The organism is Paenibacillus sp. KS-LC4 (assembly GCF_036894955.1).
Lineage (GTDB): Bacteria > Bacillota > Bacilli > Paenibacillales > Paenibacillaceae > Pristimantibacillus.
Genome location: NZ_CP145905.1, coordinates 4,990,675 through 5,015,809, shown reverse-complemented (window position 1 = coordinate 5,015,809; position 25,135 = coordinate 4,990,675). Strand labels below are relative to the sequence as shown.

At 48.0% G+C, this 25,135-nt stretch carries 28 protein-coding genes; 15 read left to right on the top strand and 13 right to left on the bottom strand.

The features are described 5' to 3' along the window. The first annotated feature begins 61 nt into the window (after window positions 1-61). Together V5J77_RS21350 and V5J77_RS21345 are read left to right on the top strand one after the other, a co-directional pair. Window positions 62-250 carry a hypothetical protein gene (locus V5J77_RS21350; protein WP_338552836.1) on the top strand — a complete coding sequence of 63 codons (189 nt, stop codon included), beginning with the start codon at window positions 62-64 and terminating at the stop codon, window positions 248-250. A 101-nt stretch (window positions 251-351) separates the two neighbouring features. Beyond that, a complete protein-coding gene (locus V5J77_RS21345) occupies window positions 352-1,173 on the top strand; it encodes a PPK2 family polyphosphate kinase (RefSeq protein WP_338552835.1) in 822 nt (273 codons plus the stop codon). A 111-nt stretch (window positions 1,174-1,284) separates the two neighbouring features. On the opposite strand, the gene V5J77_RS21340 is transcribed toward V5J77_RS21345, so the two are convergent. The 8 genes from V5J77_RS21340 to rbsK form a co-directional block, all read right to left on the bottom strand. Then, a complete protein-coding gene (locus V5J77_RS21340) occupies window positions 1,285-1,878 on the bottom strand; it encodes a hypothetical protein (protein WP_338552834.1) in 594 nt (197 codons plus the stop codon). Beyond that, the gene (locus V5J77_RS21335; protein ID WP_338552832.1) at window positions 1,875-2,777 is read right to left on the bottom strand and encodes a hypothetical protein; all 903 of its coding nucleotides are present in this window, start codon (window positions 2,775-2,777) and stop codon (window positions 1,875-1,877) included. Before V5J77_RS21335 ends, V5J77_RS21340 begins: the two co-directional genes overlap by 4 nt. A 172-nt stretch (window positions 2,778-2,949) precedes the next feature. Beyond that, a complete protein-coding gene (locus V5J77_RS21330) occupies window positions 2,950-3,933 on the bottom strand; it encodes a LacI family DNA-binding transcriptional regulator (RefSeq protein ID WP_338552831.1) in 984 nt (327 codons plus the stop codon). Between the two features lie 132 nt (window positions 3,934-4,065). Beyond that, window positions 4,066-5,022: a ribose ABC transporter substrate-binding protein RbsB gene (gene rbsB, locus V5J77_RS21325; protein ID WP_338552830.1), complete on the bottom strand. Its 957-nt coding sequence runs from the start codon at window positions 5,020-5,022 to the stop codon at window positions 4,066-4,068. 35 nt (window positions 5,023-5,057) lie between these two features. Beyond that, window positions 5,058-6,005 carry a ribose ABC transporter permease gene (gene rbsC, locus V5J77_RS21320; protein ID WP_338552829.1) on the bottom strand — a complete coding sequence of 316 codons (948 nt, stop codon included), beginning with the start codon at window positions 6,003-6,005 and terminating at the stop codon, window positions 5,058-5,060. Beyond that, window positions 5,995-7,497: a sugar ABC transporter ATP-binding protein gene (locus V5J77_RS21315; RefSeq protein ID WP_338552828.1), complete on the bottom strand. Its 1,503-nt coding sequence runs from the start codon at window positions 7,495-7,497 to the stop codon at window positions 5,995-5,997. Before V5J77_RS21315 ends, rbsC begins: the two co-directional genes overlap by 11 nt. Window positions 7,498-7,530: 33 nt before the next feature. Next, a complete protein-coding gene (rbsD, locus tag V5J77_RS21310) occupies window positions 7,531-7,929 on the bottom strand; it encodes a D-ribose pyranase (RefSeq protein WP_338552827.1) in 399 nt (132 codons plus the stop codon). Between the two features lie 40 nt (window positions 7,930-7,969). Then, window positions 7,970-8,878 carry a ribokinase gene (rbsK, locus tag V5J77_RS21305; RefSeq protein ID WP_338552826.1) on the bottom strand — a complete coding sequence of 303 codons (909 nt, stop codon included), beginning with the start codon at window positions 8,876-8,878 and terminating at the stop codon, window positions 7,970-7,972. A gap of 268 nt (window positions 8,879-9,146) precedes the next feature. On the opposite strand from rbsK, the gene V5J77_RS21300 reads away from it, so the two are divergent. Together V5J77_RS21300 and V5J77_RS21295 are read left to right on the top strand one after the other, a co-directional pair. Then, window positions 9,147-9,512 (top strand): hypothetical protein, encoded by a 366-nt coding sequence (locus V5J77_RS21300; protein WP_338552825.1) that lies wholly within the window; start codon window positions 9,147-9,149, stop codon window positions 9,510-9,512. A gap of 30 nt (window positions 9,513-9,542) precedes the next feature. After that, a complete protein-coding gene (locus tag V5J77_RS21295; RefSeq protein ID WP_338552824.1) occupies window positions 9,543-9,833 on the top strand; it encodes a hypothetical protein in 291 nt (96 codons plus the stop codon). A 55-nt stretch (window positions 9,834-9,888) separates the two neighbouring features. Here V5J77_RS21295 and fliB read toward each other — a convergent pair whose 3' ends face one another. The 3 genes from fliB to V5J77_RS21280 form a co-directional block, all read right to left on the bottom strand. After that, window positions 9,889-11,118: a flagellin lysine-N-methylase gene (fliB, locus tag V5J77_RS21290; RefSeq protein ID WP_338552823.1), complete on the bottom strand. Its 1,230-nt coding sequence runs from the start codon at window positions 11,116-11,118 to the stop codon at window positions 9,889-9,891. Between the two features lie 168 nt (window positions 11,119-11,286). Next, window positions 11,287-12,345: an ABC transporter substrate-binding protein gene (locus V5J77_RS21285; RefSeq protein ID WP_338552822.1), complete on the bottom strand. Its 1,059-nt coding sequence runs from the start codon at window positions 12,343-12,345 to the stop codon at window positions 11,287-11,289. A gap of 94 nt (window positions 12,346-12,439) precedes the next feature. Continuing rightward, a complete protein-coding gene (locus V5J77_RS21280) occupies window positions 12,440-13,681 on the bottom strand; it encodes an AraC family transcriptional regulator (RefSeq protein ID WP_338552821.1) in 1,242 nt (413 codons plus the stop codon). 339 nt (window positions 13,682-14,020) lie between these two features. Here V5J77_RS21280 and V5J77_RS21275 point away from each other — a divergent pair, with 339 nt between their 5' ends. From V5J77_RS21275 to V5J77_RS21265, 3 genes are read left to right on the top strand one after another with little or no spacing between them, the layout of a single operon-like run. Further along, on the top strand, window positions 14,021-14,500 hold the full coding sequence (locus V5J77_RS21275) for a GreA/GreB family elongation factor (protein WP_338552820.1): 480 nt from the start codon (window positions 14,021-14,023) through the stop codon (window positions 14,498-14,500). Beyond that, entirely contained in the window at window positions 14,490-14,984 is a 495-nt protein-coding gene (locus tag V5J77_RS21270; RefSeq protein ID WP_338552819.1) for a cation:proton antiporter regulatory subunit, read from the top strand. Before V5J77_RS21275 ends, V5J77_RS21270 begins: the two co-directional genes overlap by 11 nt. A 3-nt stretch (window positions 14,985-14,987) precedes the next feature. After that, window positions 14,988-16,190: a cation:proton antiporter gene (locus V5J77_RS21265; RefSeq protein ID WP_338552818.1), complete on the top strand. Its 1,203-nt coding sequence runs from the start codon at window positions 14,988-14,990 to the stop codon at window positions 16,188-16,190. Window positions 16,191-16,311: 121 nt separating this feature from the next. Here the strand turns inward: V5J77_RS21265 and V5J77_RS21260 are convergent, their stop codons facing one another. Both V5J77_RS21260 and V5J77_RS21255 read right to left on the bottom strand, forming a co-directional pair. Next, entirely contained in the window at window positions 16,312-16,980 is a 669-nt protein-coding gene (locus V5J77_RS21260) for a PspA/IM30 family protein (protein WP_338552817.1), read from the bottom strand. A 39-nt stretch (window positions 16,981-17,019) separates the two neighbouring features. Continuing rightward, window positions 17,020-17,235, bottom strand: a complete 216-nt coding sequence (locus tag V5J77_RS21255) for a PspC domain-containing protein (RefSeq protein WP_338552815.1) — start codon at window positions 17,233-17,235, stop codon at window positions 17,020-17,022. Window positions 17,236-17,473: 238 nt separating this feature from the next. Between V5J77_RS21255 and V5J77_RS21250 the strand changes: the two genes are divergently transcribed. The 8 genes from V5J77_RS21250 to V5J77_RS21215 all read left to right on the top strand — a co-directional run bounded on the left by V5J77_RS21250 (window position 17,474) and on the right by V5J77_RS21215 (window position 25,116). Continuing rightward, window positions 17,474-18,727 carry an outer membrane lipoprotein carrier protein LolA gene (locus V5J77_RS21250; RefSeq protein ID WP_338552813.1) on the top strand — a complete coding sequence of 418 codons (1,254 nt, stop codon included), beginning with the start codon at window positions 17,474-17,476 and terminating at the stop codon, window positions 18,725-18,727. Window positions 18,728-18,871: 144 nt separating this feature from the next. Continuing rightward, complete coding sequence (gene alr / locus V5J77_RS21245) at window positions 18,872-20,065, top strand: alanine racemase (protein WP_338556969.1); 1,194 nt, start codon at window positions 18,872-18,874, stop codon at window positions 20,063-20,065. Between the two features lie 232 nt (window positions 20,066-20,297). Further along, window positions 20,298-20,579, top strand: coding sequence for a CopG family ribbon-helix-helix protein (locus tag V5J77_RS21240; protein ID WP_046233825.1), 282 nt, complete (start codon window positions 20,298-20,300; stop codon window positions 20,577-20,579). Between the two features lie 3 nt (window positions 20,580-20,582). Then, window positions 20,583-20,933: a type II toxin-antitoxin system PemK/MazF family toxin gene (locus V5J77_RS21235; protein ID WP_046233824.1), complete on the top strand. Its 351-nt coding sequence runs from the start codon at window positions 20,583-20,585 to the stop codon at window positions 20,931-20,933. A 308-nt stretch (window positions 20,934-21,241) separates the two neighbouring features. Continuing rightward, entirely contained in the window at window positions 21,242-21,967 is a 726-nt protein-coding gene (locus tag V5J77_RS21230; protein WP_338552811.1) for a flagellar biosynthesis protein FlgA, read from the top strand. Continuing rightward, window positions 21,967-22,812: a hypothetical protein gene (locus V5J77_RS21225; protein ID WP_338552810.1), complete on the top strand. Its 846-nt coding sequence runs from the start codon at window positions 21,967-21,969 to the stop codon at window positions 22,810-22,812. The genes V5J77_RS21230 and V5J77_RS21225 overlap by 1 nt, the downstream gene beginning before the upstream one ends. Further along, window positions 22,809-24,188, top strand: a complete 1,380-nt coding sequence (locus V5J77_RS21220; protein ID WP_338552809.1) for an ATPase, T2SS/T4P/T4SS family — start codon at window positions 22,809-22,811, stop codon at window positions 24,186-24,188. Before V5J77_RS21225 ends, V5J77_RS21220 begins: the two co-directional genes overlap by 4 nt. Beyond that, entirely contained in the window at window positions 24,181-25,116 is a 936-nt protein-coding gene (locus tag V5J77_RS21215) for a type II secretion system F family protein (RefSeq protein ID WP_338552807.1), read from the top strand. The genes V5J77_RS21220 and V5J77_RS21215 overlap by 8 nt, the downstream gene beginning before the upstream one ends. The last annotated feature ends 19 nt before the right edge of the window (window positions 25,117-25,135 follow it).

Genomic DNA, 25,135 nt, shown 5'->3' with positions numbered 1-25,135 from the left:
GGAGTCAACGACAGCAAGCAGCACGAGCGCAGCTCCCACATAGCCCTGCGGAGTCATTATTTTGCCGGAGCTGGTCATTGAAGGGCGTAAGCATCAGGTCCACGTCATGGAGCTGGAGGAGCCGAGCTTCTGCTTGCTGGGCATCGCCGTTCATTCAATGAAGTTTTGCTCGCCTGCCACAAGGCGCTTCCTCACGCATGTCCAAGCGTGGCTGGGTGAGCAGCAGCCGCTGCAAGTCAATAACGCATAACTAAGGTTTAAAGGCTTATTGCCAGATAAGAGATTAGATAGCAGCAAGATTGATAAGAAGGGCATGAAGTGGAATACTGGTACATAAGGAGCGTGAAGCAAATGGCAAAAAAATACGAGCTGGCAGCGAATAAAAAGGTTAATTTGAGCAGTATTAATCCAAAGGACAAAGGCCCCTTTGCTCATAAGGACGAGGTAGAGAAGGAAGCATTGGAGCTAAAGGAGGAATTGGAGCAGCTTCAAGAGAAGCTGGCGGCTGCGAAGGAGCAGGCGGTGCTGTTCGTCATTCAAGGGATGGATTGCAGCGGCAAGGATGGCGTAACGAAGCATGTATTTGCGGGGCTGAATCCACAGGGCGTATCCGCTCACAGCTTTAAGGCGCCGACGGATGTGGAGAAGCGGCATGATTTTATTTGGCGGGCGCACAATAACACGCCGGAGCTAGGGCAAATCGCTATTTTTAACCGTTCCTATTACGAGGATGTTCTGATTACACGGGTGCATGGTGATGTATCCGATCAGGAGGCGAAGCGGCGCTTCAAGCATATTAACCATTTTGAGTCGCTGCTTGCGGATAGCGGAGTTAAGGTTGTCAAAATCTTTTTGCATATTTCCAAGGAGTTTCAGTTAGAGAAGCTAAAAAGCCGAATCGAGGATTCATCGAAAAATTGGAAGTTTGACCCTTCCGACCTCCAAGAACGGAAATATTGGGAGCAATATCAAAACTATTACGAGCAGGTATTTGAAAAATGCAGCAAGCGCGCTCCTTGGCATATCGTGCCCTCCGATCATCGGTGGTATCGTAATTATGCCGTGCTGCGTATTGCAGTAGAAGCTCTTAGAAGCATGGAGCTACAGGACCCGCCTGCCAATCCGCAGCTAAAGGCTTTTTTGAAAGAAATTAAGGAGCAGGAGCGGTCATAAATATCCGTTCCTATTGCATATAGAAGCTAGATAACCGACCTTGCCTGCACAACATAATATTGTGTGCAATTACGGAGCAGGGCCGGTTATCTTTTACTAGCAGAGCCAATTCTAACTAAAGAAAAAATCTAAATATTGCTGTCCATGCTCGCGTCCAATAATCGTCTGGGCAAGCTCCATCGCACGTTCAATAAACTCGCTTTTCACTTCGGAATCCTCATCTGCAGCATCGAGCTCGAACTCCTCCTCCTCAACCTTCATCAACGCAGTGGTCATAGCGAAAAAGTCAGCCAGTGAAGCAGCAATTTGCGAATGCCGCTTCTGAATGCTGCCATACACCGGTCCTTGCGGTTCGGTCGTATCAACAATAAGCGCATCTCCATTGTAATCGGCGAAGACGATCCAGCCGTCTGGCCAGTTCGGATCAGGAGTGAGTCCTGAGGCTGTCAATATCCAGCGCCAGCCCTGCTGCGCCCGTTCCAGCTCCGGCAAGCGGAACAATTGAACGGCCAGAACGCCGCCGATTATCGGATGATCTTGCAGCTCAAGGCAGCTGTAAAAGGTGTGCAGCGCGTCTCCAAGCGGAAGAGGCTCCTCTACAGGTAGAGGCTCATGGTAATAAACCTTGCCAAGGTCTATGTCGTGCCTCCCAAATACAGCAGCAAATTGCTGTAATTCCGTCATTAATGTAGGGCTTGCACTCATATCGCGTTCTCCTTCGTCGTCCATTTTTCCAAAATATTCAGTAAGTCTTCCCTCAATAAATCCATGCGGTAGCTGACCTTCTTCTTGCGGAGCTTCTCTGTAAGCAAGTCCACAATAACGAGCATGTCCGTCTTAAACTGCTGTTGCTGCTCACTTAAAGGGAGCTCGCCCTCCGCTCTCGTATAATGTCTGGTCACTTCCAGCTTAAGCTCGCCCTTGCGGGAAGTCAGCTTGCGGGCTGCAAACTTTGGCTTTATGTAATAGCCTTGCTCAAATCCGTCTGGTACATCGTTTTGCTCATGAAAATATTCATATTGAAGCGTTCGCTCGGCGTCGTCATGATGGCTAAAGTGGCAATGAATACCGACATAGCTAAAGGCAGCGCCGTAAAGCTCCTGACGCATATGCTCATCCAGTTCGCGGCGCAGCTCGCTAAGGCTGTCGATGAAGGGCTGGGCCGATCGTTGATAGTTGCCGGAGCGGACTAGGCGGAGCGGGTTTTTTGGCAATAAATTACGCTGGGAAGCAAATTCGGTTATGCCATAATGGGTGCTGTCGCTGCCATCATGGATGATGAAGCTGTCCTGCTGCTTACTCCAGCCCTTGCAGGAGTCCTTGAGCTGCTCAAAGGTACGGGTGCGCAGCTCGGTGTAATAGGAGCCGTTGATCCATTTGTCTGCGACTGCCTCCACAGGCGTCAAAGACGATCCCCATCCTATTATAGCGAGCGCCTCGCATACACGAACTAGCTCATTCCACTGCTTGATGTTGGCATAATGAAAAAGCCGATGATATTCGGCGATTAGCAGTTCACGCAGCTCATCCTTAACGGGGGCCGTTTGAATAGCCTCCGCTAGCTGCTCTAGTGTTTCTGATTCATAGATAGAACTCAGCTTCATATCTTCCTCCTATAGAAAAAAATAGCGATCAGAGGCCTCCGACTATTTCTTATTATGCCATATCATACTTTGAATTTCCTGCTTGGCAGATAAACGGAAAAACCTTCGAGCTCCACAGCAGACTATGTGGGTTCGAAGGTTTTTCTAAGCTGAAATCATGATGCAGCGGCAATTAGGTCGATGCCTTCTGGAGCAGCTCTACACCCAGCTCGTAATTGCATCTCTCGATAGGCTCATTGTTGATTAGGCGAATTAAATAGTCCATAGCGGTTTTGCCGAGCGAATAAATTTGTTGGGATACGGTGGACAGCTCGGGATATACCATATCCATCCGAATACCGTCGAAGCCAATTAGCTTAAGCTGATTGGGGACCGTTACACCGAGCTCATGCAGTGCTTTAAGAGCCCCAGCGGCCATAAGATCATTGCCGGCGAATACGCCGTCCACATCGGGATGCTGATGGAAAATATTTTTCATCGCCGCGTAGCCTCCCGCAACGCTGAAGTGGCCGAATGCGATCAGGCTGGGTGTAAACCACGGCAGCTGAGCGCACATTTCTTCATAAGCAAGCGTCCTCTCACGTGCGGAATGCACATGGGAGGGGCCGCATATATGAGCGATTTTCCCGCAGCCGGCTTCCATTAAATGCTGTACGGCGAGCTGTCCGCCGTATCGGTTAGCTGCCGTAATTGTCAAAATCGGATGGTCAGGAAAGCTTTTATCAATGACGACAATAGGAATTGAACGCTTCTGTAGGGCAATAATCTGCTCTGGTGAAATTGTGTAAGAAGATATGATGATGCCATCTATTTGTTTATTGATTAACGCCTCAATATACATTTTTTCCTTATCCGGGTTATTGTCCGTGTTGCAAAGGACGAGCGTATAGCCCTGTGAGGCGGCTGCATCCTCAGCAGCACGAGCGATTTCCGGGAAAAACGGGTTCAAAATGTCGGGTACCATTAAAGCGACAGCAGCTGTTTTTTTGCCTGCGAGGCTTCTGGCAATCGTATTGGGCTTGTAGTTAAGCTTCTCGGCAGCTGCTTGAATGGCGGTCTCCGCTTCCTTGCTCACATATCCGCTCTTATTGTACAGCCGAGAGACAGTGGCAACCGATACGCCAGCCAGCTTGCTGACATCTCTGATCGTAGTCATTTCTGGCAAATTCCTTTCAATGGTCTGGCCTTCTAAACAAGCGAGCTAGCGGGTGAGCAAAACAAGTGTGCTCACGTTTGGGAAAACGTTAGCACACTTGTTTTTGTCCGTCAAGGGAGCAGGAGCCAGCTATTATTTTGCAGATGCAGAATCCTTCGTTACAAGCTCAAGTTCAACGGGAATTGATTTTTCCACAGTTTCTCCCTTGGCGATTTTAACAGCCGTTTGTACAGCTAAAACGCCCATCATATCCGGTTTTTGAGCAACGGTTGCGCTCATCGTGCCTGCGAAAACTTCCTTCACGGCATCATCAGTTGCATCGAATCCTACGACGATAATATTTTTCAAGCCAGCAGCCTCAATAGCCTTCAAAGCGCCAAGCGCCATTTCATCATTGTGTGCGAATACAGCTTTAATATCTTTGCTTGCCTGTAAAATGTTTTCCATAACCGTCAGCCCTTTTGCGCGGTCAAAATCGGCAGGCTGCTTTGCAGAAATTTCAATGCCGGAGGATTTGGCGATTTCTTCATTAAAGCCTTCGCCTCGCTCACGAGCGGCCGACGAGCCTGGAATACCTTCAAGCTCAACCACTTTACCATTTCCGCCTAGCTGCTCGGCAATGAATTTAGCTGCTAGCACACCGCCAGCCTTGTTGTCTGAAGCAATATGGCTGGCAATTGTGCCGCCATCAGCCATACGGTCTACTGTGATAACTGGAATGCCAGCAGCATTCGCAGATTCAACAGCAGGTACAACCGCTGCGGAGTCAGTAGGATTAATGATAATGACGTTAACCTTTTGCTGTATTAAATCCTCAATGGAGGAGGCTTGCTTTGCAGCATCATCCTGTGCATCTACCGTAATCAGCTGTACATCACCGTCAAGCGCCGCTTTTTCCGCTCCTTCTTTTAAGGTTACGAAAAAGGGATTGCTTTGCGTGGATACGGCTAGACCGATTTTGATAGTGCCGCTTTGCGGAGCAGTGCTGGCAGATGTAGTTGCTTCGCTGCCTGGAGCTGTCGTTGAGCATCCTGCTAGGGTAAGAGCAGTAATTAAGGAAATGCTGGCGAGTTTAATCATTTTTTTCATGTTGTAACCACCTTTGTCTATTTGTTTGTTTATCATTAGCTGCTAGCCTTCTTGCGATCGAGCAAGACCGCTAGCAAAATAACGAGCCCTTTAACAACCTGCTGGTAGAACGAGGAGACACCCATCAAATTCAAGCCATTGTTCAGCACACCGATAATGAGTGCACCAACGAGAGTGCCGACAATCCAGCCGCGTCCACCTGATAGGCTTGTACCTCCGAGAACGACGGCCGCAATGGCATCCAGCTCATAGCCGGTACCGGCATTCGCCTGTGCGGAATTGAGGCGGGAAGCAAGTATGATGCCAGCAAGAGATGACAGGAGGCCGGTCAGTGTATACACATAGATTTTAAAGCGCCCTGTCTTAATACCGGATAGACGAGAAGCCTCTTCGTTGCCGCCAATCGCGTAGACGTTGCGTCCAAATGTTGTTTTCCGCAAAATGAAATACAGCACGGCGAACAAAACAATCGTAATCATAACCGGAACAGGGATACCGAAGAAATAACCCCCGCCAATCATTGTGAAAAACTCGCTGTTAAATCCAGTAATCGGGCGACCATCGGTATAAACAAGGGCGAGTCCTCGGTAGATGGTCATAGTGGCGAGAGTGGCTATAAATGGAGCAATATTTGTTTTTGTAACGAGAAGACCATTCACTGCACCCATTACCGATCCAGCAAGCAGGCCGATAATAACAGCTGTAATTGGATCAAGCCCGCTGCTCATCATGCCTGCGGTAAGTGCTCCCGATAGAGCGAGAGTCGCGCCAACCGATAAGTCAATCCCGCCTGTTAAAATAACGAAGGTCATACCGAATGCGATTAAGGCATTGATGGAAACCTGACGAAATACGTTTAAAATATTGTTGATCGTCAAAAAGTTAGGGCTTGCTAAAATGAGAATGAGAACGATGATGCAAAGCCCGATCAACGGTCCAAGCTTTTGTAATACGTTTGATAGCTGTCTGTTCTTAATGGCCATTGCTGCTTCCTCCAGTCGCCGCATGCATAATTGCTTCCTGATTCATTTGCGTTTTGTCGAGCACAGATGCGATACGCCCTTCATGCACGACAATGACGCGATCGCTGACACCGAGCACCTCGGGAAGATCCGAGGACACCATAATAATAGCGACACCTTGCTCGCTTAGCTCGTTCATCATGCTGTAAATTTCCTTCTTGGCGCCAACGTCTACGCCGCGAGTAGGCTCGTCCATAATAAAGACCTTGGGCAGCTTGCCGAGCCATTTGCCAATTGCAATTTTTTGCTGATTGCCTCCGCTGAGCGATTTCACGGTTTGCTCGGGGTCGCGGGTACGAATATTAAAACGCTTGATCATTTGCTCGGACAATTCTTGTTCCTTGCCGCTGCTGATGATGCCCTTGTCGGCGATAAAGGGATAATTCGTCAGTGATAAATTTTCACGGACGGACATATCGAGAATTAGGCCCTGATGCTTGCGGTCCTCCGTGACGAAGACGATGCCGGCTGCAATTGCGCTGGCTGGGTCGCTGATGTTGACTACCTTGCCGTCAAGCCAAACCTGCCCTTTTTTCTTCTTATCCGCTCCGAACAACAAACGCATGATTTCTGTTCTGCCCGCGCCCATTAATCCAGCAACACCGACGATTTCACCAGCTTTAACCGAGAAGCTAATATCGTTCAGTTTTTTGCCATCGCTTAGATCACTGACGCGGAGCCGCTCCTCGCCAATCACCGTATGACGCTGCGGATAACGTTCGCCAATTTCTCTCCCTACCATCAAACGAACAATGTGCTGTACGGTCGTGCTAGCTGTCTGTTCCGTCCCGAGAAATGAACCGTCGCGCAGCACAGAAATTTCATCACACATACGGAAAATTTCCTCCATCCGGTGTGAAATATAGACAATACCAACACCTTCGCTGCGCAGCTGATTCATAATTTGGAACAAAGATTCGATCTCGCGATCAGTCAGCGCCGCTGTAGGCTCATCCATAATGAGCACTTCCGCATTTTTAGACAGCGCTTTCGCAATTTCGATCATTTGCTGCTGGCCGATGGATAAGCTTTCTGCTACTGCATCGGGGTCCAGCTCTACGCCGAGGCGCTGCATATATTCCCGGGTCTTCTTTTTCATTTCCTTATCCCGTAAAATGCCGGTCCGACCATATACAAGCTGCCGGCCAAGAAACATATTCTCGGCGACCGTAAGCTTAGGAATAATGTTAAGCTCCTGATGAATGATCGCGACACCGCTATTTTCCGCTTCTGTAGGGTTCGCAAAGGCGCTTTCTTTACCTTTTACTTTAATGCTGCCTGCATCCGCCTTATAAACACCCGTCAAAATTTTCATAAGCGTAGACTTGCCGGCGCCGTTTTCGCCCATTAAAGCATGAATTTCACCTGCTTTAAGCCGGAAGGCGGCATTTTTCAATACTTGTACGGATGAGAAGGATTTATGAATGCCGGTCATTTCGATTAAATAGTCCATCTGCTCTCCTCCTTCGCTCTAGCTGGGACAGCTTTACTTAAAAATAACGCCAGCTTGAAGAATGATGTTGGCGTAAGGGGTAGCCTCTCCTGTACGAATGACCGCCTTAGCCTTATGCGTTAACGCTTTCAATTGCTCATGTGAAACTTCTTCAATCGTAATATGGCCCAGTTGCTTTAGCGTTTTTGAGTGTAACTCTGCGTTATGCGTCGTTATCTCTGAGGCGATAATAGCCTTCTCTACTTCCATATCTGCAAGCATCGCCCCAAGCGTATCCATAAAAGAAGGGAGTCCAGGCATAAGTGCCAGATCAATGCGCTTAACCGAATCGGGAATCGGCAGACCGCAATCGGCAATAACGATGCAGTCTGTATGCCCAAGCCGACCAAGTACGGCTGTAATTTCGCTGTTTAGTATGCCTAATTTTTTCATGAAAATATCCTTTCAAGTCAATTCAATATAAGTCAGGAAATCAGCTGGACTGTTTAATAAATGCCTCGACAGCTTGTCTAAGCGGCATTCCGCTTTGTGCGCCAAGCTTGGTGACAGATAACGCGCTCGCAGCAACGGCAAATTGAACAGCTTCCTGAAGCGAGGCTCCTTCACTTAGCTTTACAGCTAAAGCGCCATTAAACGTATCTCCTGCGCCAGTCGTATCCACAACCTCGACCGTATGGCCTGGAACATGACCAAGCTCACCATCTGCTCCCTTGTAATAAGCACCGTTGCTTCCTGCTGTCATTACGATGGGATTCGGATATTGCTCGAGCAATGCCTCTGGCGTGCTCTGGCGCTCCAGCCCTGTTACAATTGCGAGCTCAGATTCATTCGGCGTAATAAGATGAAGCTGGCTTAATAGCTGCTCGGGCAGTCTTACCGCAGGGGCAGGATTCAAAATGACTGGAATGCCTAGGGAATGGGCAAGCTTAATCGAAGCCTCGACGGTTTCAAGCGGTATTTCATGCTGAAGCATAATCATATCGGATGCGGCGATCACTTCTTTCAGTGCAAGCACATCCTCCGGCAGCAAGCAATGGTTTGCACCTGGAATGACGATGATGCGATTGTCGCCCTCCGTGACGGTGATCGCAGCGATGCCAGTTGATTTATAGGGAACCGTTTTCACATTTGTCATATCAATGTTCTCTGCACGAAGTGCATCCCGCAGCTGCTGCGCCATTGCATCCTCGCCGACACAGCCAATCATCGTAACCGCTGCCCCAAGCCTTGCACAGGCTACAGCCTGATTCGCGCCTTTTCCGCCTGTGAAGCTAGAGAAAGCGTTGCCAATTAAAGTCTCGCCTTGCTCAGGCATGACATCCGTTTCTGTTACCATATCAATATTTAAACTGCCAATGACGGTAATTTTCGCTTGAGCCATAGGAACACCTCTGTTTGTAGAATGTGTGATGTGTAATCGGTTACACATTGATGTTTCTCATTTTAAGCCGCTAGCTGTCAATTGTCAAGAGGCAGTGTTGTGCGATGTGTTACTCTGCTGTGATCATGCAATCGTAATCGTACAGCCACGGTAGTAAGCTAGTTCTATTGGCATAGCAGCGGCAAATAATCAGTCGGGAGGCTGATATTATCGGACTATAGCCTTATGATACAATTGCGAAATAATGTTTTCGAGCGGAGGCGCTTTAATGGGGAAAGCAGAGCTTACATATAAGCTGTTCACGGATCATGCAGAATTTAAAAATGAAGGGATTAATGCGTCGCTTATAACGGATATCATTGATGGGTTTGAACCGGAGCATGAGGATTTTATCGTGCTGGAGCCGAGCTTGCCGCTAGAAGACAGCATCTATTTGCAAGCTGCAACCGGAGGGGAAGGCTTGGACAGCTACATTGTGGAGGTCCGCTTCGTGTTTGCCGATGAGTCGTTTAAGCACTATGACTACAAAACGACAGATAAAGGCGAGATCATTCGCATGTTTCTTGAATATTGGGGAGCACAGAGGCTGCCTGATTTATCGCAATGGAATGATATTACAAGCACATTCGAGTAATTGTTACATAAGCTTAAGCGGAGGAGCAACATGCGGTACAAGAGTATTATTCTTTTTATAATTGTCATTATGACCTTGCTGATTTTACTCGTTAATAGCAGTCTATTTCAGGAAAATGCGGCTAAGGCTGCTTCTCATTACTATGTTCGTTCTCATTACGCGAGCAGCGAGTTTACTTTTCTGAAAATTGTTTATGATGCGGATAACAGTAACTACACCGTCACTTATAGGGACAAGACAGAGCAGCAGTTTAGCTTTACGATGGCTCCGCGCTATTTTCCTGTATTTGTTCGTTATGATCCGCTAGTGAATCACCTCTAAATAAAACAAAAGTTCCGAGTCCTCGCAGTGGAGGCTCGGAGCTTTTTTGCTTTACTTAGTCATTTTTTATGAGCAGACTCATATATCCCAGCGTATCATAGCCATGCTTCTTAAAATCATCGAGGATGTTCTTAAGAAATAGCTTGGAGTGTTCATAATTTTTAGTATAAGACTGAAAGAGCTTTACGGTCAGCTCCTCGTTTAATTGCTGATGATGCGCCGCCATACCGATCAGATGGAGCTTAATCATGGCAAATTCGGCTACGAGCATTTGATAGCTGTCAAACACAGGAATATTCACATACATCTCCGCAAGCAAACGACTGTGTAAGAAATTCAATATATAATTTTCTAAAATAAACGAATGCTGCTCCATAAAAGGCTTGTAATAATGGTCATAAGAATAATTGTAAGTTTCCGCGATGGCTTCCCACGTACTTCCGTTTCGTGTCATTCCTTGCTTATAATCATGAATACATTCGCGGTAGCGGGCGTTCCATATTGTAGCATCCAATATATCCATCAAATAATTATTCAAATATTGCAGCTGGAAAATAGGATCTAGCGGGTATAAATCGTAGTTGCGCAGCTCATCATTGTGGGAGGCCTCATCCCGGAATTGATCGCATAGATGAGGCAGCTCTTTATATTTTTTTTCCTCCATCAGCAGGCTGACATTATCGCAAAAAACACCAAGCAATATAAGGCGATGGGAAAGGCTGAACTCCCGATATCCCATAATTTCCATCATCATTTCGCGTATTTGAGGAAAATAAAACTCAGGGCGACTTTGATCCAAAGCAGCGGCTGCTTTATGCTTATAGGTTACAGAGCCGATATTAGCTAAATCGACATCAACAAATTCCATTGCTTGCTCATCGAGCAATACAAGGCGCGCTACCTCCGGGCAAGAAAGCTGGGCTGTCATTTCCAATGCAGTACCTGTCTGATTAATGACGCGTGGGTACGTGCGACAAGTTTGAGACAGAAATGACTCACCGAGTTCTAATTGAATAGAGCACATTCCTTGATCAAGCATGGAGCAATCACCTGTATTCGGGTTTAATTGCATTTCTGCATAATCTTGTACGCTGCCCTGTTTTTTAATGGATAAGTTTTGCTTCAATTTGTCTTTTAAGCTAGTGTGGGTTACCGATTGGTATTTCGTATAGGTTTGTTTATCAATACTGATTCCCCACCAAGCGCAGCAAGTATCTGCACAGGCAGAACCAATGCAAGCAAATTGCTTCATGTAATGGGGTACTCGACTTTGGCTTAACGTCATGCTGAATATAATTCCTCTCTCATTACCATTTAGTATGTATATCGACTTTATCGGCTTCATTCTTAATAAGCTTGCATATTTACACTCGACAAAGCAAAAAGCTCACGAGTATCCCAAAGAAATTCGGGATACTCGTGAGCTTTTTTATCATCTGCCTAGCTCAATTATTTAGTTAGACGAGCCGAGCTCGGCTACGACATCATTCATTTTCATGCTGTTCGCGAGTGGACCAGAGCTAATCCAATGTCTTGCATTTACGAAAATGACATGGTCTGCTTTAACAGCCGGGACCGATTTCCATACAGAGGATTGCTCAATCGAGCTGAAGCTTTCCTTCGCTTGTCTAATTTCCTCATCCGTGCTGCCGGCACCGCCGAGTGTAACGAATAAATAGTCAGCCTGCAATTCGGGCAGCATTTCAAGAGAAATCGTCGCATTTTGAAAATGAGGCTGCTCCTGATGCCATTTTTCTACAGTTGGATCAAGCTTCATTCCAAGCTCATTATAGAGAACGCCAGGATAGGTCGGCCATTCGATTTGTGTTTTTTCATCCACATAATTAGGGAAATAAACACGGAAATCCTTAGCGTTCATACGAATGAAGGCTGCGCTTTTGCCTTCTGCCAGAAGCTGGCCTAGCGAAGCCTTAGCGTCTGCGGTCTGCTTATCATAGGCGCTGATGAAGGCTAATGCTTGATCCTCCATATCCAATGCTCGTCCAATAGCTACAAGCGAATTTCTCCAATCCTCACGATCGTATACGATGGTAGGCGCGATTTTGGACAGATTGTCATAGCCCTCCTGCATAATTGCGGTGCTGGCGATGATCAGATCAGGCTGGGCTGCAACAATAGCTTCTAGATTCAGGCTGTCTCCCCAAATTTCTAAAGTGGCCCCTTGCTCTTTAAGTTTTTCATTCAAATAATAGCCTTCGCCAATCGACATACCGAAAACAATGGGCACATCTAAAGCGAGCAGCATATCCTCCAAATTAATGGAAGCAATCCGCTTAGGAGCCGCCGGCAGCTCGGTTGTGCCGAAGGCATGTGTGACCTTAAGTGCTTGTGGCTCGGAAGAAGTTTCCGCTGATGATGCGGAAGCGGTGGAAACAGGGCTAGCAGTTGGGCTGGATGACTGCTCGCTTCCCGAGCTGTTCCCGCAAGCTGATAACACAGCAATAATAGCCGCGAGCGCGACAGACAGAAAGAAATGACGGTACGTACTCATCTTGAAACCTCCGTTGAGACAATAATAGTCTGACATAGTATGATCAAAACGTATTATACGCTCACCCCACGCCGCAAAACATGGACATTCGTGTTTAGTTCCTTTGAAACAGCTCTTCTAGCTGATCTACCATGAGATTATGGGCATAAGGAGAATAGTCCAGCCATGGGCATTCAAGTATTTGCCGCACATTTCCTGTCTTAACGGCCTTAAGCTGCCTCCAAACGCTGCTATGCTGAAGCCTCAGCCACATCTGCTGAGAGGCTGGGTCAGAATCAACGATGAGCAGCAGACGATCGCCTGTATATGCCGGCAGCTCTTGCTGCTCAATCTCATGCATAATCGAAATGTCATCTAATTTATAAGGGCAGTTTAATTGCAAATCCTCATAAAGGACGGCCCCTCCGTTACGTCGTCCATACACCACGATATGTCCCTGCATGAGATGAATATATGAAATCGTATCCTCTTGAAAAAGCTCTCTGATTCGCGCTCCAGTGCAAGCCGCCTTCTGCTCATATTTCGCAAGCCAGCCTTCCACGAGCGCTCCTTTACCAAGCAGCGCCGCAATTTGTCTAAACTGCTGCCGCCAGTCCAGATCCAGCCAAGGAATGATGACGGTGCGGGCGATTTTGCCGATTGAGCTAATAATCTGCTCATTCACCATATCGTCGCATAAAATAAGCTCAGGTCTCGCCTGCTGAAGCGTTCTGCGGTTGTAGTCGACAAGGTCTGGCTCCATTCGTTTGGAGCGTCTAAGCGGGTAGGGAATATGCTGAAAAAAAGCATGGCGATGCACATCCCTCTGCGGATCGACGAGTGTCGAGCATGGGACAATACCTAGGGCGAGCAGATGGCCGGCATAGGGAAAGGAGAAGGACGCAATACGTGTAGTCGTCCATTTGGCATATTGTTTTGGGGTGATGCCTGCCGCCTTCTTGAACTTTCGACTAAAATAAAATTCATCCTCAAAGCCGACCTTCTCTGCAATTTCCTTAATTCGCAAATTAGAATAAAGCAGCTGCTCCTTCGCTTTGTTAATTCGGATACTGTTCAAATAGTCAATGGGGCTCTGTCCTACCCAATGCTTGAATTGATGGGAATAATGCCATAGACTCATGCCCGCAATTGAAGACAGCTTCTGCCGGGTCATACCCTCTGCAAATTTTTCATTCATATAATGGATGGTTCGGTCAATCATAGCCTTGGATTCCGATGACCATGCTTCAGCTTCGCTTAAAACAGCCGAATGCTGCTCAAAATCTGCCTGAGGGACTTGCCTTTTCCAATAGCTGCTGGCGTTGCCCGTGGATGGGATGGAAGCCGATTTTCTCATATTTGCGCCCTCCTTTTAAGAAAATCCGCTGTATTCCTATGTTTCGGCAGCGAGGTGCTGTAGTTGATTAATTTACTTCTCTTCATTTAGTGAGAATTGTTATCAATTGTAAACGATATGAAACCTTCTGTCTATACAACGACTTTCCTAGCTAATCAATAGCACAGCTTGTCTAATTAGCCTTAAATAATAGCTGGACATATATTTTTTGTTTGGTAAGCTTGTTATAAGGCCTCTGTCGCAGAGGTCTTAAATTATTTTAGGAGGAGAACAGCATGAAAAAAGCGGTTTATTGCTTATGCCGGATCAGTAATGTGCGCATAGGGAGCGAGGTCTACTATGAACCATAGCATTGAAATATCCTATGCTCAAGAACAGTTGATGTCTCAGCTTATTTTGTTAGGTGCCGAGAAGGGACGCTTTCTGGGTGCCTATTTTGCTATGCAAGGAAAAGAGCGTTTGGAGATGGATGAATGGCTATCCTTGTATACAGAGAAAGTGCAACAGCTGCTCTCGGAACCGGATATAGTGTTGGAGGAAGAGCTACATTCCCTGGTTCTGATTGGCAGCCAAATTACGATTGAATACCCTGAATATGAAACGAAGGATTCCTTTACAATCGTGCTCCCTGAGCAGGCAAATCCAGATGATAATCTGATTTCATTCCTGTCTCCTGTTGGTAGGCAATTGCTGCTCGCACGTCTTGGTGAGCTGATCTCAGTAACGACACCGGCTGGCGCAATGCATGTCATCATCACCTCCATTACGTTTGCAGAAAACTCATTTTCCGGGGGAGGAGGGGCTACAAGTGGATCTTAGAGAATCTGAACTGCCGGGTATTGGACGAAAATACAGCCTGCGCACCCGCGGTGGGGAGAAGCTGGTTATTGTCGTTCATAATGATGAAAGACGGGATCTGTTTCACATGGATGCTGATGAGCCTGATGAGATGCGGTCAATGGTATCGCTTGATGACGAGGAAGCCAGAGTCGTATCGGCCATCCTTGCAGGCATTACCTACAAGCCGAAATTTCTCGAAAATCAGGAAATAGCGTTAGATAGCTTAGTTATTGAATGGATTAGGCTGGAGCCATTATCCAAATGTGTGGGCAAACGAATTGGCGAGCTGGATATCCGCAAAACGACCGGTGCGACCATATTAGCGGTAGTCGAGAAGGATAAGACTAACCATATTAATCCTGGTTCGGAATACGTGTTTAAGCCAGGCGGTACCTTAGTCGTAGCAGGTGAGCGTATTCAACTGAATCAATTAAAAAACCTTTTGCTGAATGGGATGCTTTAACCGATGGAGACGCTCATATTTGAAGTCGGGATGGCACTGGCACTCATTACGCTGACAGGCTTGCTTTCAGCGAAGCTTCGCTTCTCGGTTATTCCCTTTTATATATTAATTGGGATGGCTGTTGGGCCGCATGCGCCGCATTTTTGGATTATTGATTTGCGGTTTATTGAGAGCTCCTCCTTTATCGAATTCATGGGACGTTTAGGCATATTATTTTTGCTGTTTTATTTAGGGTTGGAGTTTTCTGTGAAGCGGCTGTTGAAATCAGGAAAAGCGATAATCGTAGGAGGTTCCTTCTACGTAGCGCTGAATTTTTTATCAGGACTGCTGCTTGGCTGGATGGGGGACTTGCCCATCAAAGAGACGCTAGTCGTATGCGGTATTATGACGAGCTCCTCGACTGCAATTGTGGCCAAGGTATTAGTCGATTTAAAGAGAACTGCTAACCCGGAAACGGAAATCATTATGGGCATGATCATGTTTGATGATTTGTTTATTGCGGTGCATATTTCGATTTTGACGGGACTCGTTTTGAGCGGCGCATCCTCATTCTGGAGCGTTTTGCTGATCTCATTGACCGCCTTGGCATTCATCGTTGTATTTTTATTTATTGGCAGGAAAATTATTAAATATATTGATTTTGCGCTTAATATTAAATCGTCAGAGCTATTTCTACTGATGATAATGACGCTGCTGTTTCTTGTCGCAGGCTTCTCGGAAACGCTGCATGTGGCAGAGGCAATCGGAGCGCTGATGATCGGGCTTGTACTGGGAGAATCCAGGCATGTGAAGCGGATTGAACAGCAGATTTTGCCCTTTCGCGATTTTTTCGGGGCGCTGTTTTTCTTTAGCTTCGGATTAACGATCGAGCCTTCCTCCTTAGGCGGTGCGGTAGGGCTGACGCTGATTGCGGTCATTTTGACGTTGATTGGCAATTTTGCAGCAGGCATGCTGGCGGGTCGTATTTCAGGCATTACGCCTAAGGCGTCGCTTAATGTAGGCTTTACGCTCGTTTCCCGAGGAGAGTTCTCCATCATTATGGCGAACATTGGCAAAGCGGGCGGCTTGATGGCCTCCATTCAATCCTTTGCCGTACTGTACGTCCTTATTCTTGCTGTATTAGGGCCATTGCTTACGAAGGAGTCCAAATGGATATACCGAAGCTTTGAGCAATTGTGGAAAAGACTAAGGCGTTCAAGAGGATAATGACATTGTCCGTAAAAAAAGAACAGGAGCCACTCAGAAAGCAGTATGACTGCTAAAGGAGCGGCTCCTGTTTATATTTACGATAGCTTTGCTGCCAGAGGACGGAGAGAGCCGTTTATGCTTAGCTGACGGATTTTTTCTGCAATAACCGCTGCAGCTCTTCCTCTACTCTTGCGCTTTGCTGCTCGTTTTGCTGGGTATTACCCGCTGCGTCACGACCCGCACCATAGGGTGCCTTAGACAACTCCTGCTGTGCTTCCCGTTCCATCAGCTTTTGCTCAATACGGTCAAAACCTCGGGATGCGAAGCTCCCCTGAAACGAATCTCCTGATGAATAGCCAGTGGCCTTGTCTGTTTTCTTCAGGCGCAAAATGAGTTCTTTGCGTTTTTCCAGCAGACGGATTTTTTCTTCCTTAAGCGATTCGAGACGAAGACCGAGCTCAAATGCGCTCTGCTTGGCAAGCTGAGCCAGCTTTGAGGTTTCCTCGCGCTGATCGGCGTAAGCAAGTTTTGCTTCAAGTGCCGCACGAGCCTCTTCCTCGCGTTCACCTGCTACCGCTTGCTCTGCTTTGCTTTCATAGAAGTCTGCTTGTTGTTGCAGCTCAGTGAGCTTAGCTTCTAATACACGCTCTTGCGCTTGCTGATGCAAGCTCTCCCGTTCAGTGTTTGCGATGTCCGCGTCCAGATCCCGCAAATATTGGTTAAGCATGATTACGGGGTTTTCCATTTTATCTAACATCTCATTGGCCGCTGCCTTCGTCATACTAAATACGCGCTGTAAAATTCCCATTCTATCATCTCTCCTCAAAATTAGTTTTAGTAGTTAGCTTTAGTAGTGATCAGAAAAGCCGAAATTGCCTTGCGGAGCTTTTGGAACAACTAATACTGCAATGAAATAAGCAAGTATGACAGCACCTGAGCTGAAAAGCGATGCAACAATAACAAGCAATCTTATAATAGTAGAATCAATGCCGAGCCATTGTCCTAAACCTCCGCACAGACCAGTCAGCTTACTGTCCGTAGTTGAGCGAAATAATTTTTTCATATCGTTCATCCTTTCCCGTGTTCGTCTATGTCCTTATTGTAAGGCGCTCCGCAAAATTGCGTAACGGACCACAGTCCGTTCAGCATACTAGCCTTTAGACGGGCATCAACGCGACAAATGGCGGGGAAGCTTTGATTTATTTTCACAGCCAGCTTGTCAAACTAGTCCGCATAAATGTCCAAGTTCCCTCATACACATGAATCAGATGGCAAAACATTGTGAAGAGGGGATGATTTTAATGCGTCGCATGACATGGGCCGCGGCAATGATATTATGTTTTTCACTCGTATTGGCTGCCTGCGGGACGAAGGATGCCGAGTCCGTGGTGAAGGATCTGGACAAGGTAGTAAATGGGCTTGAGAGCTATCAAGGAAGCGGGACGATGACACTGCATACGGGACAGCAGCCGCTTACCTACAAGGTTGAAGTATCGTACCAGAAGCCGCAATATTATCGCATAAAGCTAACTAATGAAGAAAAAGACATTACCCAAATTGTACTGCGCAATGACGATGGCGTTTTCGTTCTGACGCCGCGCCTCAATAAAGTGTTCCGTTTCCAAAGCGATTGGCCGCAAAATCAAGGCCAGGTTTATTTGTACCAGACGCTGGTGCAGAGCATCCTGCTTGATAACTCACGCCAATTTGCTTCTGAAGAAAGTGCCTACGTTTTCGATGTTATGGCGAATTATAATAATGGTTCATTGGCACGGCAAAAGATTTGGCTAGACAAGTCTAGCTACAAGCCAGTCCATGTCGAGGTCAGCGACGCCAATGCTGCGCTTATGGTCGAGGTGCAGTTTAATGCGTTCGAATTTGGCTCCAAATTCGACAAAAGTGTATTCGAGACAGAAGCCAACATGAAGTCGACCCCGTCAAGCGGCGGCACAGGCGACCAAGCGACTTCGGCGATGCCTCAGGATAATGCGAATAACAATGGCACAAACCATAATCAAGCCTCAGGTTCAGACAATAACGCAAACGGGCAGAACGATGTGGACAGCAGCACAGGCATTACCGGCAATTCAGATACAGAAGCTAATTCGGAGCAAAATACCGGCAGCGATCAAAATGTGAGTTCAGATCAAAATGCAGATGGCAGCTCGAATACGGATGAGGAAGCCAATGAGACTAGCGCGCTGCCGGAGGATGGCATATTCCTGACGATGGCTCCGACTTATTTGCCAGATGGCGTCGTATGGAAAGACAGCAGTGATGTGGAGTTCGCTGGGAATCCTGGGCAGCTGACTCGGTATACAGGCGCTTACGACTTCTCGCTTATTCAGACTCAGCCGCATGATCAAGCAGCTTCGCTCGTACCGGGAACTTTGGTGGATCTTGGTTTTACGTGGGGTGAGCTCACCTCAGGAGCCGAGCAGCAAACGCTCAGCTGGACATATGAAGGCGATCAATTCAGACTGACAAGCGCCGCGCTGCCGGAAACCGAAATGATCAAAATTGCCCAATCCGTGCAATCTGGTGTCGATAAATAGGAAGAACCCCGAATTTCCAAGACGTGCTAATCAATTCCGGCGGTCATTTCATTGACAGTCCTGACAGCAACGTATAACATTATCACTATTGATGTTTACTGGCCTTCATGTGTGGGGCTGCCGGATAAGGAGAAGGTGAACGACTTGGAGGGGTATTATCGCCCGACACGGGTAGAAATTTCTTTGGATGCGCTGCGTCGCAATTTAAGCTTGTTTCGAGCGCATATGGGCGAGGGCGTACGCCTGATGGCTTCTGTGAAAGCAAATGCTTATGGCCATGGAGCGGTGGAAATTGCACGGGAGGCTGCAAGCAGCGGAGTCGATTATTTAGGGGTCGCTTTTCTGGATGAGGCATTGGAGCTCAGACGGGCAGGCATTTCCCTCCCTATATTGGTGCTTGGCTATGTTGCGGCGGATGCGCTTTGGCTTGCACGAAAGCATGATATAACGATTGCCTTGTTTCGTGAGGATGTGCTAGCGGCAGCTTCCAAGCTGCCGGATCCGGATGAGGATCATATTAATCATAAGCTAAAGGTTCATATTAAAGTGGATTCCGGCATGGGACGGCTTGGGCTCATTGGAGCGGAGGCGGCTATCCCTTTTATTGAAAAGGCGCTTTCCGTTCCCCAGCTTGAAGTCGAAGGGTTATTTACCCACTATTCACGTGCGGATGAGCAGGACAAAAGCTATACGATTTTGCAGCATGAGCGCTTCCAGGAAATTGTTCGTTACGTAGAGCAGCATGAGCTTCCGATTCCGATTATTCATGCAGCGAACAGCGCCGCAGGCATGGATACGCCGGAGCTTGCAGGCAATATGCTGCGACTTGGCATTAGTATGTATGGTCTATACCCTTCGGATGAGGTGCGCCATGATGAACTGAAGTTGGAGCCGGTATTGTCGCTTAAGACGGAGATCGTTATGGTGAAAAATGCACCTTCTGGCTGGGGCATCAGCTATGGCGCACGTTATGTGACGCAGGGCGAGGAGCGGATTGGCACGCTTCCGATTGGCTATGCAGACGGCTTTAGCCGGATGCTCACAGGCAAAGCTCAAGCGCTTGTCCGTGGCGTGAAGGTTCCTGTCCGCGGGACGATTTGTATGGATCAGTGTATGATTGCGCTTGATGCGGCGACGACGGAAGCGGGAGAACCTGTAGAGCAAGGTGAAGAGGTTGTACTCATTGGCGAGCAGGGCAATGCGCGAATTTCTGCAGAAGAGGTCGCGATGCAGCTCGGCACGATTCCTTATGAGGTCACCTGCATGCTGGCTGCTCGTGTACCGCGTGTCTATATGAAGGACGGAAAGGCGTTATCCGTCGTAAATCCTTTAATTTGACAGCATGAGCGTGCGGGAAAAATTTCAAATGCCATTTTTACGCAAAAAAAGAGGGTTTTCACCATTTGTCTCGAATTTAATGCTAGGTCGGGTTTAAAGACGCTAAAGTACGTCATGTTCGTACAGCATATTTGATATATGGCTGACATAGATATGTTGAAGTATAGAGGGGCCTTATTATTGCAATAATGTGTATTAAAGGTTGTGGAGAAGTTTTGGAGGTGCTTGTTCGGTGGCCAATGTGCAGAACACCAAGAGGATCATGATTAGCTTGCCGGATCATTTACTGGAGGAGGTTGACGGTATCGTAGCTAAGGAGAACTCTAACCGCAGTGAATTTATTAGGCAGGCTATGAAGCTGTACCTTGTGGAAAGAAAGAAACGGCAAATCCGCGAGTCCATGCAGCGTGGGTATCTGGAGATGGCGAAAATCAACTTGAACATGGCCTCGGAAGCTTTTCAAGCGGAGGTAGAGGCTGATCACACGCTCGGCCGTCTTGTAAGCGGGGTGTAGAGCTTGATCGTAAAACGTGGAGACGTGTTCTTTGCTGATCTGTCACCTGTCGTCGGATCGGAGCAGGGCGGAGTGCGGCCTGTTCTTGTCATTCAGAATGATATCGGCAACCGGTTTAGTCCGACCGTCATAGTGGCGGCCATTACCGCGCAGATTCAGAAGGCGAAGCTCCCTACACATGTAGAAATGAACGCGGCTGCACATGGCTTTGACCGGGATTCCGTCGTTCTGCTTGAGCAGATTCGAACGATCGACAAACAGCGGTTAACCGACAAAATTACGCATTTGGATGATGAAACGATGCGTAAGGTCGATGATGCGCTGCTGATTAGTGTGGGCCTGATTGATTTTTAAACGATGGCGTCTATAGACAGGACGTCGTCAGGTGTTTGCTCTTAGCGGACTAAATCCTGTATAAATGCGCTTTTTTATAGCATCGTTGATGCTGTAGGAGAGCGCATTTATGCATGAGCGGCGTGTGAAAATTTATTTTTGAAAAATAGATGGACAAGAAATGTTTCCTTTGCTATTATGTGGTTAATCAAGGAACAATCCAATTGTATATGAGCAATACTTAGCGAAGAACGCTAGTAGTTAAGCCTTTTACAGGCTGCTGCTGCGTTCTTTTTTGTTGTCTGCTAATGGCTCGGAAGGGAGAAGGGATGAACAGGAGAAGGAATATTTGGATAAGCGTGCTGGCTGCGCTGCTCTCGGGTGCGCTCGTATACGGCCTGTTTCAGATTCAGCAGCTGCAATTGCAGCGTCAAGAGATGGTTGCCGTCGTCGTTCCCAAGCGCTTTATTGATGCTGGGGTGACTTTGATGGCGGAGGATCTCGCCTACCGCTATGTGCCGAAAGCGGCTTATGACAATGGAATGCTGCTGGACGTTGCGACTGCTGCTGGAATGGAGACGCTTGTGCCGCTAGGCACTCAGGAACCGATACTAAGCTGGAAAATCGACCGTTTTCATCTTCTGCCGAGCAGCGGCGAATCGACCTTTCAAATTCCGCGGGATTATGTCCGTTCCATTTCTAACGGCATTCGTGCCGGGGATAAGGTCGTGCTTTATTTATCGGGAGAAGGCGAAGGCTCCGGCCGCTTGTTCGATCGGGCAGTTACAGTAGCGTCGGTCAAATCTTCAGGAAATGTTGAGATTGATAATTTGGAGGCTCCAAATCTACTCTCCTTAGCGGATGGGGATAAGGAAAAAATGTATGCCTCGCGACGTGAGGCTAATGGCATGATCGATTATATCAACCTTAATCTGACCGAGAGGCAGTGGCTCGAAATGGATAGCTATTGCAAGGATGGGAGCCGTAAGCTTGTTATAGCCTTCAGCCCGGAATCACTCCATGTTGTGGATGAGACGAAGGAGGAGCGGTCTTGATGGAGCAGCGAATACCCCGCATTGCCTTTGTAGGAACGACGCCTAATATTGGGACTACGACAGCTGCTTTTGCCGCGGCGTACCGAATGGCCGAAGCCAGCGGCCTTCGTGTCGGGTATTTATGTCTGCATCTTAAGAGCGCGAAGCTCCATCGCTACCTTGGCATTAAGGAGCCGCAAAGCACGCTCGACAAGCTGCGGCCCGAGCTGCAATCCGGCTCGCTCACACCAGGGAGATTGAAGAGTGCTATGCATAAGGTTGAAGGAAGAGTGAATTTGCGAGTGCTGTTCGGTAATATCATGCGTGACCAGGCCGAATTTTTCACGCCCGAGGAGGCGGAGCATTTAATCCACATTGCAGAGCAAACCTTTGAGGTGCTTTTTATGGATGTCAGCGCTTATTGGGATAATGCGGCTACCGTTTGTGCATTGCGGCTGGCGAGCACGCGAATTGTAGTTACGACGGCTGCGCTTTCCCATTTCCAGGAGGATGGGAAACGATGGATAGCACAAATTTCTCCGTTATTTGGCTTAACAGCTGACCAATACAATACGGTTATTATACAGCCCCCATGGGGCAGAGGAGGATATCGAATGAAGGATATTTGTAAGGAAATGGGCACGCTGCGGCTGGGTGAAATGCAAATGACGAAGGATACGTTTATACATTTGGACAGCGGCAAGCTTGGACAATGGCTGGGAGAGGATCAAGCAGGCAGAGCGGCAATGAAAAAACCGTCGCAGCAGTTAATGGAACGATACGGCATTCGAACGGTGGCACCTGCCTTTAAGCTGCAGCCTTGGTACCGCAAACTGCTCTCGCATCGTAATGAGGCCCGCTCTTGAGGGCGGTTAAAGGCCGATTTTCCCCTTTCGATTATTCAGCCCAGTTGAGAGTGGGGGTGACTGGGAGCAAGGAGGGGGAAGCTAGAGAACCGGAGCTGCCTGCTGCGTCACATGAAGCGGATTTTGACAGACTCGCCGATGAGATGAAAGCTTTTCTGGCGGCGCCTCGTGGACTGAACGATGATGAGCGCAGACAATACAATGAGACGTTAAACCGTGCTGTGCTTGGCTTTATGCCAGAACGGGAACAAATTTATGCGGTCATTAATGATCGGCTGCGGCGACTGCGCATTCATAATCAAGATGGTTATGATCATCCCTACGAAACCCTTGGTGAAGCTCTATTCGCTGAGGTTATTGGGCTGAACGTGCTGGAGCTGGTTATGCAGCACAAGGATGGGCTGGAGGAAGTACAGGTCGTAGGTACGCAAATTTATGAGGTTCGCAGTGGCGAGGCCGTTATGTCTCAGCATCAATTTGCAAGCATACGCGATGTTGAACGCATCCAGAGCAATTTGGTGCTATATAACAACGATCGCTTCACCCCGCGCAAGCGTTGGGCAGAAGTAATGCTTAGCGACGGCTCACGCGTAACGATGACAGGCTTCGGCTTCACCTCAAAGCCAACGCTGACGATTCGCTTTTTCACTGTAAAAAGCTTCGGTCTGCCTGTACTTTGCGAGCCGGAATACGAAACGATAAGTGGTGCTATGCTTTCGATGCTGCAAGCTGTGCTGCAGGCAAGATTCAACCTCATTATTATTGGGTCGACGAATTCCGGCAAGACCCACCTAATGAAGGCGCTAATTGCCAGCCTGCCGGATGAGGAGAGAATCATTACGATTGAAGGGCGCTTCGAAATGATGCTCGGAAGAGATTTTCCAGCAAAAAATATCGTTGAATACGAAACCGACGAGGACGACCCGCAGCACCACGCCAGCCGGGCATTCAAATTGGCGCTGAGGCAATCTCCGCAGCGCATCGTGCATGCGGAGATCAGGGACGGCGATGCGAACATTTATGTGAGAGCCTGCACGAGAGGACATTCCGGCAGCATGACAACCGTTCACGCAAGTACGCTTGAGGATGTGCCCGAGGTAATCACCGATATGTGTATGCTGGATGGGCGAGGCATGAGCCCTGAGCGGCTGACAAAACGGATTGCTGAGTATGTAGTGGAGATTGGAATTGAAATGCGCAACATTAAGGGCCGGCGTATCGTATCGCGACTTGCTGAAATAGGCTGGTCGAACAACGAGGTAACGGTACGTGATTGGGCGGTTTATGATGAGGTGCTGGAGCAGTGGCAATATCCGCAGCGGCCTTCGCAGCGAGCGATGAGGAAGCTGGCGAGAGGAGGTTTGTTTTTTGACTAGGCTGTACGTTTTTGGAGGCGGCGCGCTGCTGTTTTTAGCCTTGTTTATTATGCTTGCTGCGCTGCTTGTCATGTGGATGGAAAGGCATGAGCGATTAGCGAGACTGGCCTATCGGCAGCGGGGGCGGCTCCGTCACCTTCTGGAGCAGCGATTGCAGCGGCTGGACAAGCTCTATCGCCCGCTTGCTGATTTATTGGAGGCACTCCAGATTAAGCTGCAGCCATTGGCATTTTTATGCTTGTCGGGACTGCTGCTGCTGATTGGGCTGGCGTCTGGCGGATTGTTTTTTCAGACGGTCAAAGGCACCTTGCTGTTCGGTTTTGTACTAGGCTTTATACCGTATGTAGTGCTGCGGTCGCTGCTTGTCCAGCGTCAAATGCAGACACAGGTCGAATTTTTGCCCGCCATTGAGCTGTTTTACCAGTGTTATCTAGTAACCGGGGGATTGCAAGTCAGGGCAGCGCTACAGCGAACGGTTGACGAAAGACGGCTGCTTGGCCCAATGAAAGCCGTTTTTGAGCAATTATATCGCAATTTGTCTGTTCGTGGTGATGATGAGGCGAGCCTGCGGATTTTTGCTGCATCGCTTGGGCATACGTGGGCGGATTACTTCGCTAATATTTTGCGGGTTGCACTTGCTGAGGGCGTGCCGATGACTGATGGACTCAAGGATTTGCTGGCGGACATGCGCAAGGCGCGCCGCGCGAATGAGCAGGAACGGAACCGGCTATTGGAAATCAGAATTGCTAATTTTACGCCGATATTGTTTTTGGGTTTATTTATTGGAATCAATTTGCATTATAACGAGCAGAATGCCTACTACTATTACGTTCTCGACCCAAAGGGGAGGGATATGCTTCTAAATGCACTGCTGCTCATTTTTGCCTCCTTCCTAATGGGACTATGGTTATCTCGAAAGAAAATGTAAATGGCCGCGAACGGCTGTT

What these genes read in the sequence shown, in the direction of transcription:
- V5J77_RS21265 (WP_338552818.1), top strand. Translation starts at nt 14,988, where the DNA reads ATGGAGACGCTCATATTTGAAGTCGGGATGGCACTGGCACTCATTACG.
- V5J77_RS21345 (WP_338552835.1), top strand. Translation starts at nt 352, where the DNA reads ATGGCAAAAAAATACGAGCTGGCAGCGAATAAAAAGGTTAATTTGAGC.
- rbsK (WP_338552826.1), bottom strand. Translation starts at nt 8,878, where the DNA reads ATGGCTCAAGCGAAAATTACCGTCATTGGCAGTTTAAATATTGATATG.
- V5J77_RS21295 (WP_338552824.1), top strand. Translation starts at nt 9,543, where the DNA reads ATGCGGTACAAGAGTATTATTCTTTTTATAATTGTCATTATGACCTTG.
- V5J77_RS21315 (WP_338552828.1), bottom strand. Translation starts at nt 7,497, where the DNA reads ATGGACTATTTAATCGAAATGACCGGCATTCATAAATCCTTCTCATCC.
- V5J77_RS21330 (WP_338552831.1), bottom strand. Translation starts at nt 3,933, where the DNA reads ATGACTACGATCAGAGATGTCAGCAAGCTGGCTGGCGTATCGGTTGCC.
- rbsC (WP_338552829.1), bottom strand. Translation starts at nt 6,005, where the DNA reads ATGGCCATTAAGAACAGACAGCTATCAAACGTATTACAAAAGCTTGGA.
- V5J77_RS21340 (WP_338552834.1), bottom strand. Translation starts at nt 1,878, where the DNA reads ATGAGTGCAAGCCCTACATTAATGACGGAATTACAGCAATTTGCTGCT.
- fliB (WP_338552823.1), bottom strand. Translation starts at nt 11,118, where the DNA reads ATGACGTTAAGCCAAAGTCGAGTACCCCATTACATGAAGCAATTTGCT.
- V5J77_RS21275 (WP_338552820.1), top strand. Translation starts at nt 14,021, where the DNA reads ATGAACCATAGCATTGAAATATCCTATGCTCAAGAACAGTTGATGTCT.
- V5J77_RS21260 (WP_338552817.1), bottom strand. Translation starts at nt 16,980, where the DNA reads ATGGGAATTTTACAGCGCGTATTTAGTATGACGAAGGCAGCGGCCAAT.
- V5J77_RS21280 (WP_338552821.1), bottom strand. Translation starts at nt 13,681, where the DNA reads ATGAGAAAATCGGCTTCCATCCCATCCACGGGCAACGCCAGCAGCTAT.
- V5J77_RS21250 (WP_338552813.1), top strand. Translation starts at nt 17,474, where the DNA reads ATGCGTCGCATGACATGGGCCGCGGCAATGATATTATGTTTTTCACTC.
- rbsD (WP_338552827.1), bottom strand. Translation starts at nt 7,929, where the DNA reads ATGAAAAAATTAGGCATACTAAACAGCGAAATTACAGCCGTACTTGGT.
- V5J77_RS21285 (WP_338552822.1), bottom strand. Translation starts at nt 12,345, where the DNA reads ATGAGTACGTACCGTCATTTCTTTCTGTCTGTCGCGCTCGCGGCTATT.
- V5J77_RS21255 (WP_338552815.1), bottom strand. Translation starts at nt 17,235, where the DNA reads ATGAAAAAATTATTTCGCTCAACTACGGACAGTAAGCTGACTGGTCTG.
- V5J77_RS21300 (WP_338552825.1), top strand. Translation starts at nt 9,147, where the DNA reads ATGGGGAAAGCAGAGCTTACATATAAGCTGTTCACGGATCATGCAGAA.
- V5J77_RS21335 (WP_338552832.1), bottom strand. Translation starts at nt 2,777, where the DNA reads ATGAAGCTGAGTTCTATCTATGAATCAGAAACACTAGAGCAGCTAGCG.
- V5J77_RS21225 (WP_338552810.1), top strand. Translation starts at nt 21,967, where the DNA reads ATGGAGCAGCGAATACCCCGCATTGCCTTTGTAGGAACGACGCCTAAT.
- rbsB (WP_338552830.1), bottom strand. Translation starts at nt 5,022, where the DNA reads ATGAAAAAAATGATTAAACTCGCCAGCATTTCCTTAATTACTGCTCTT.
- V5J77_RS21230 (WP_338552811.1), top strand. Translation starts at nt 21,242, where the DNA reads ATGAACAGGAGAAGGAATATTTGGATAAGCGTGCTGGCTGCGCTGCTC.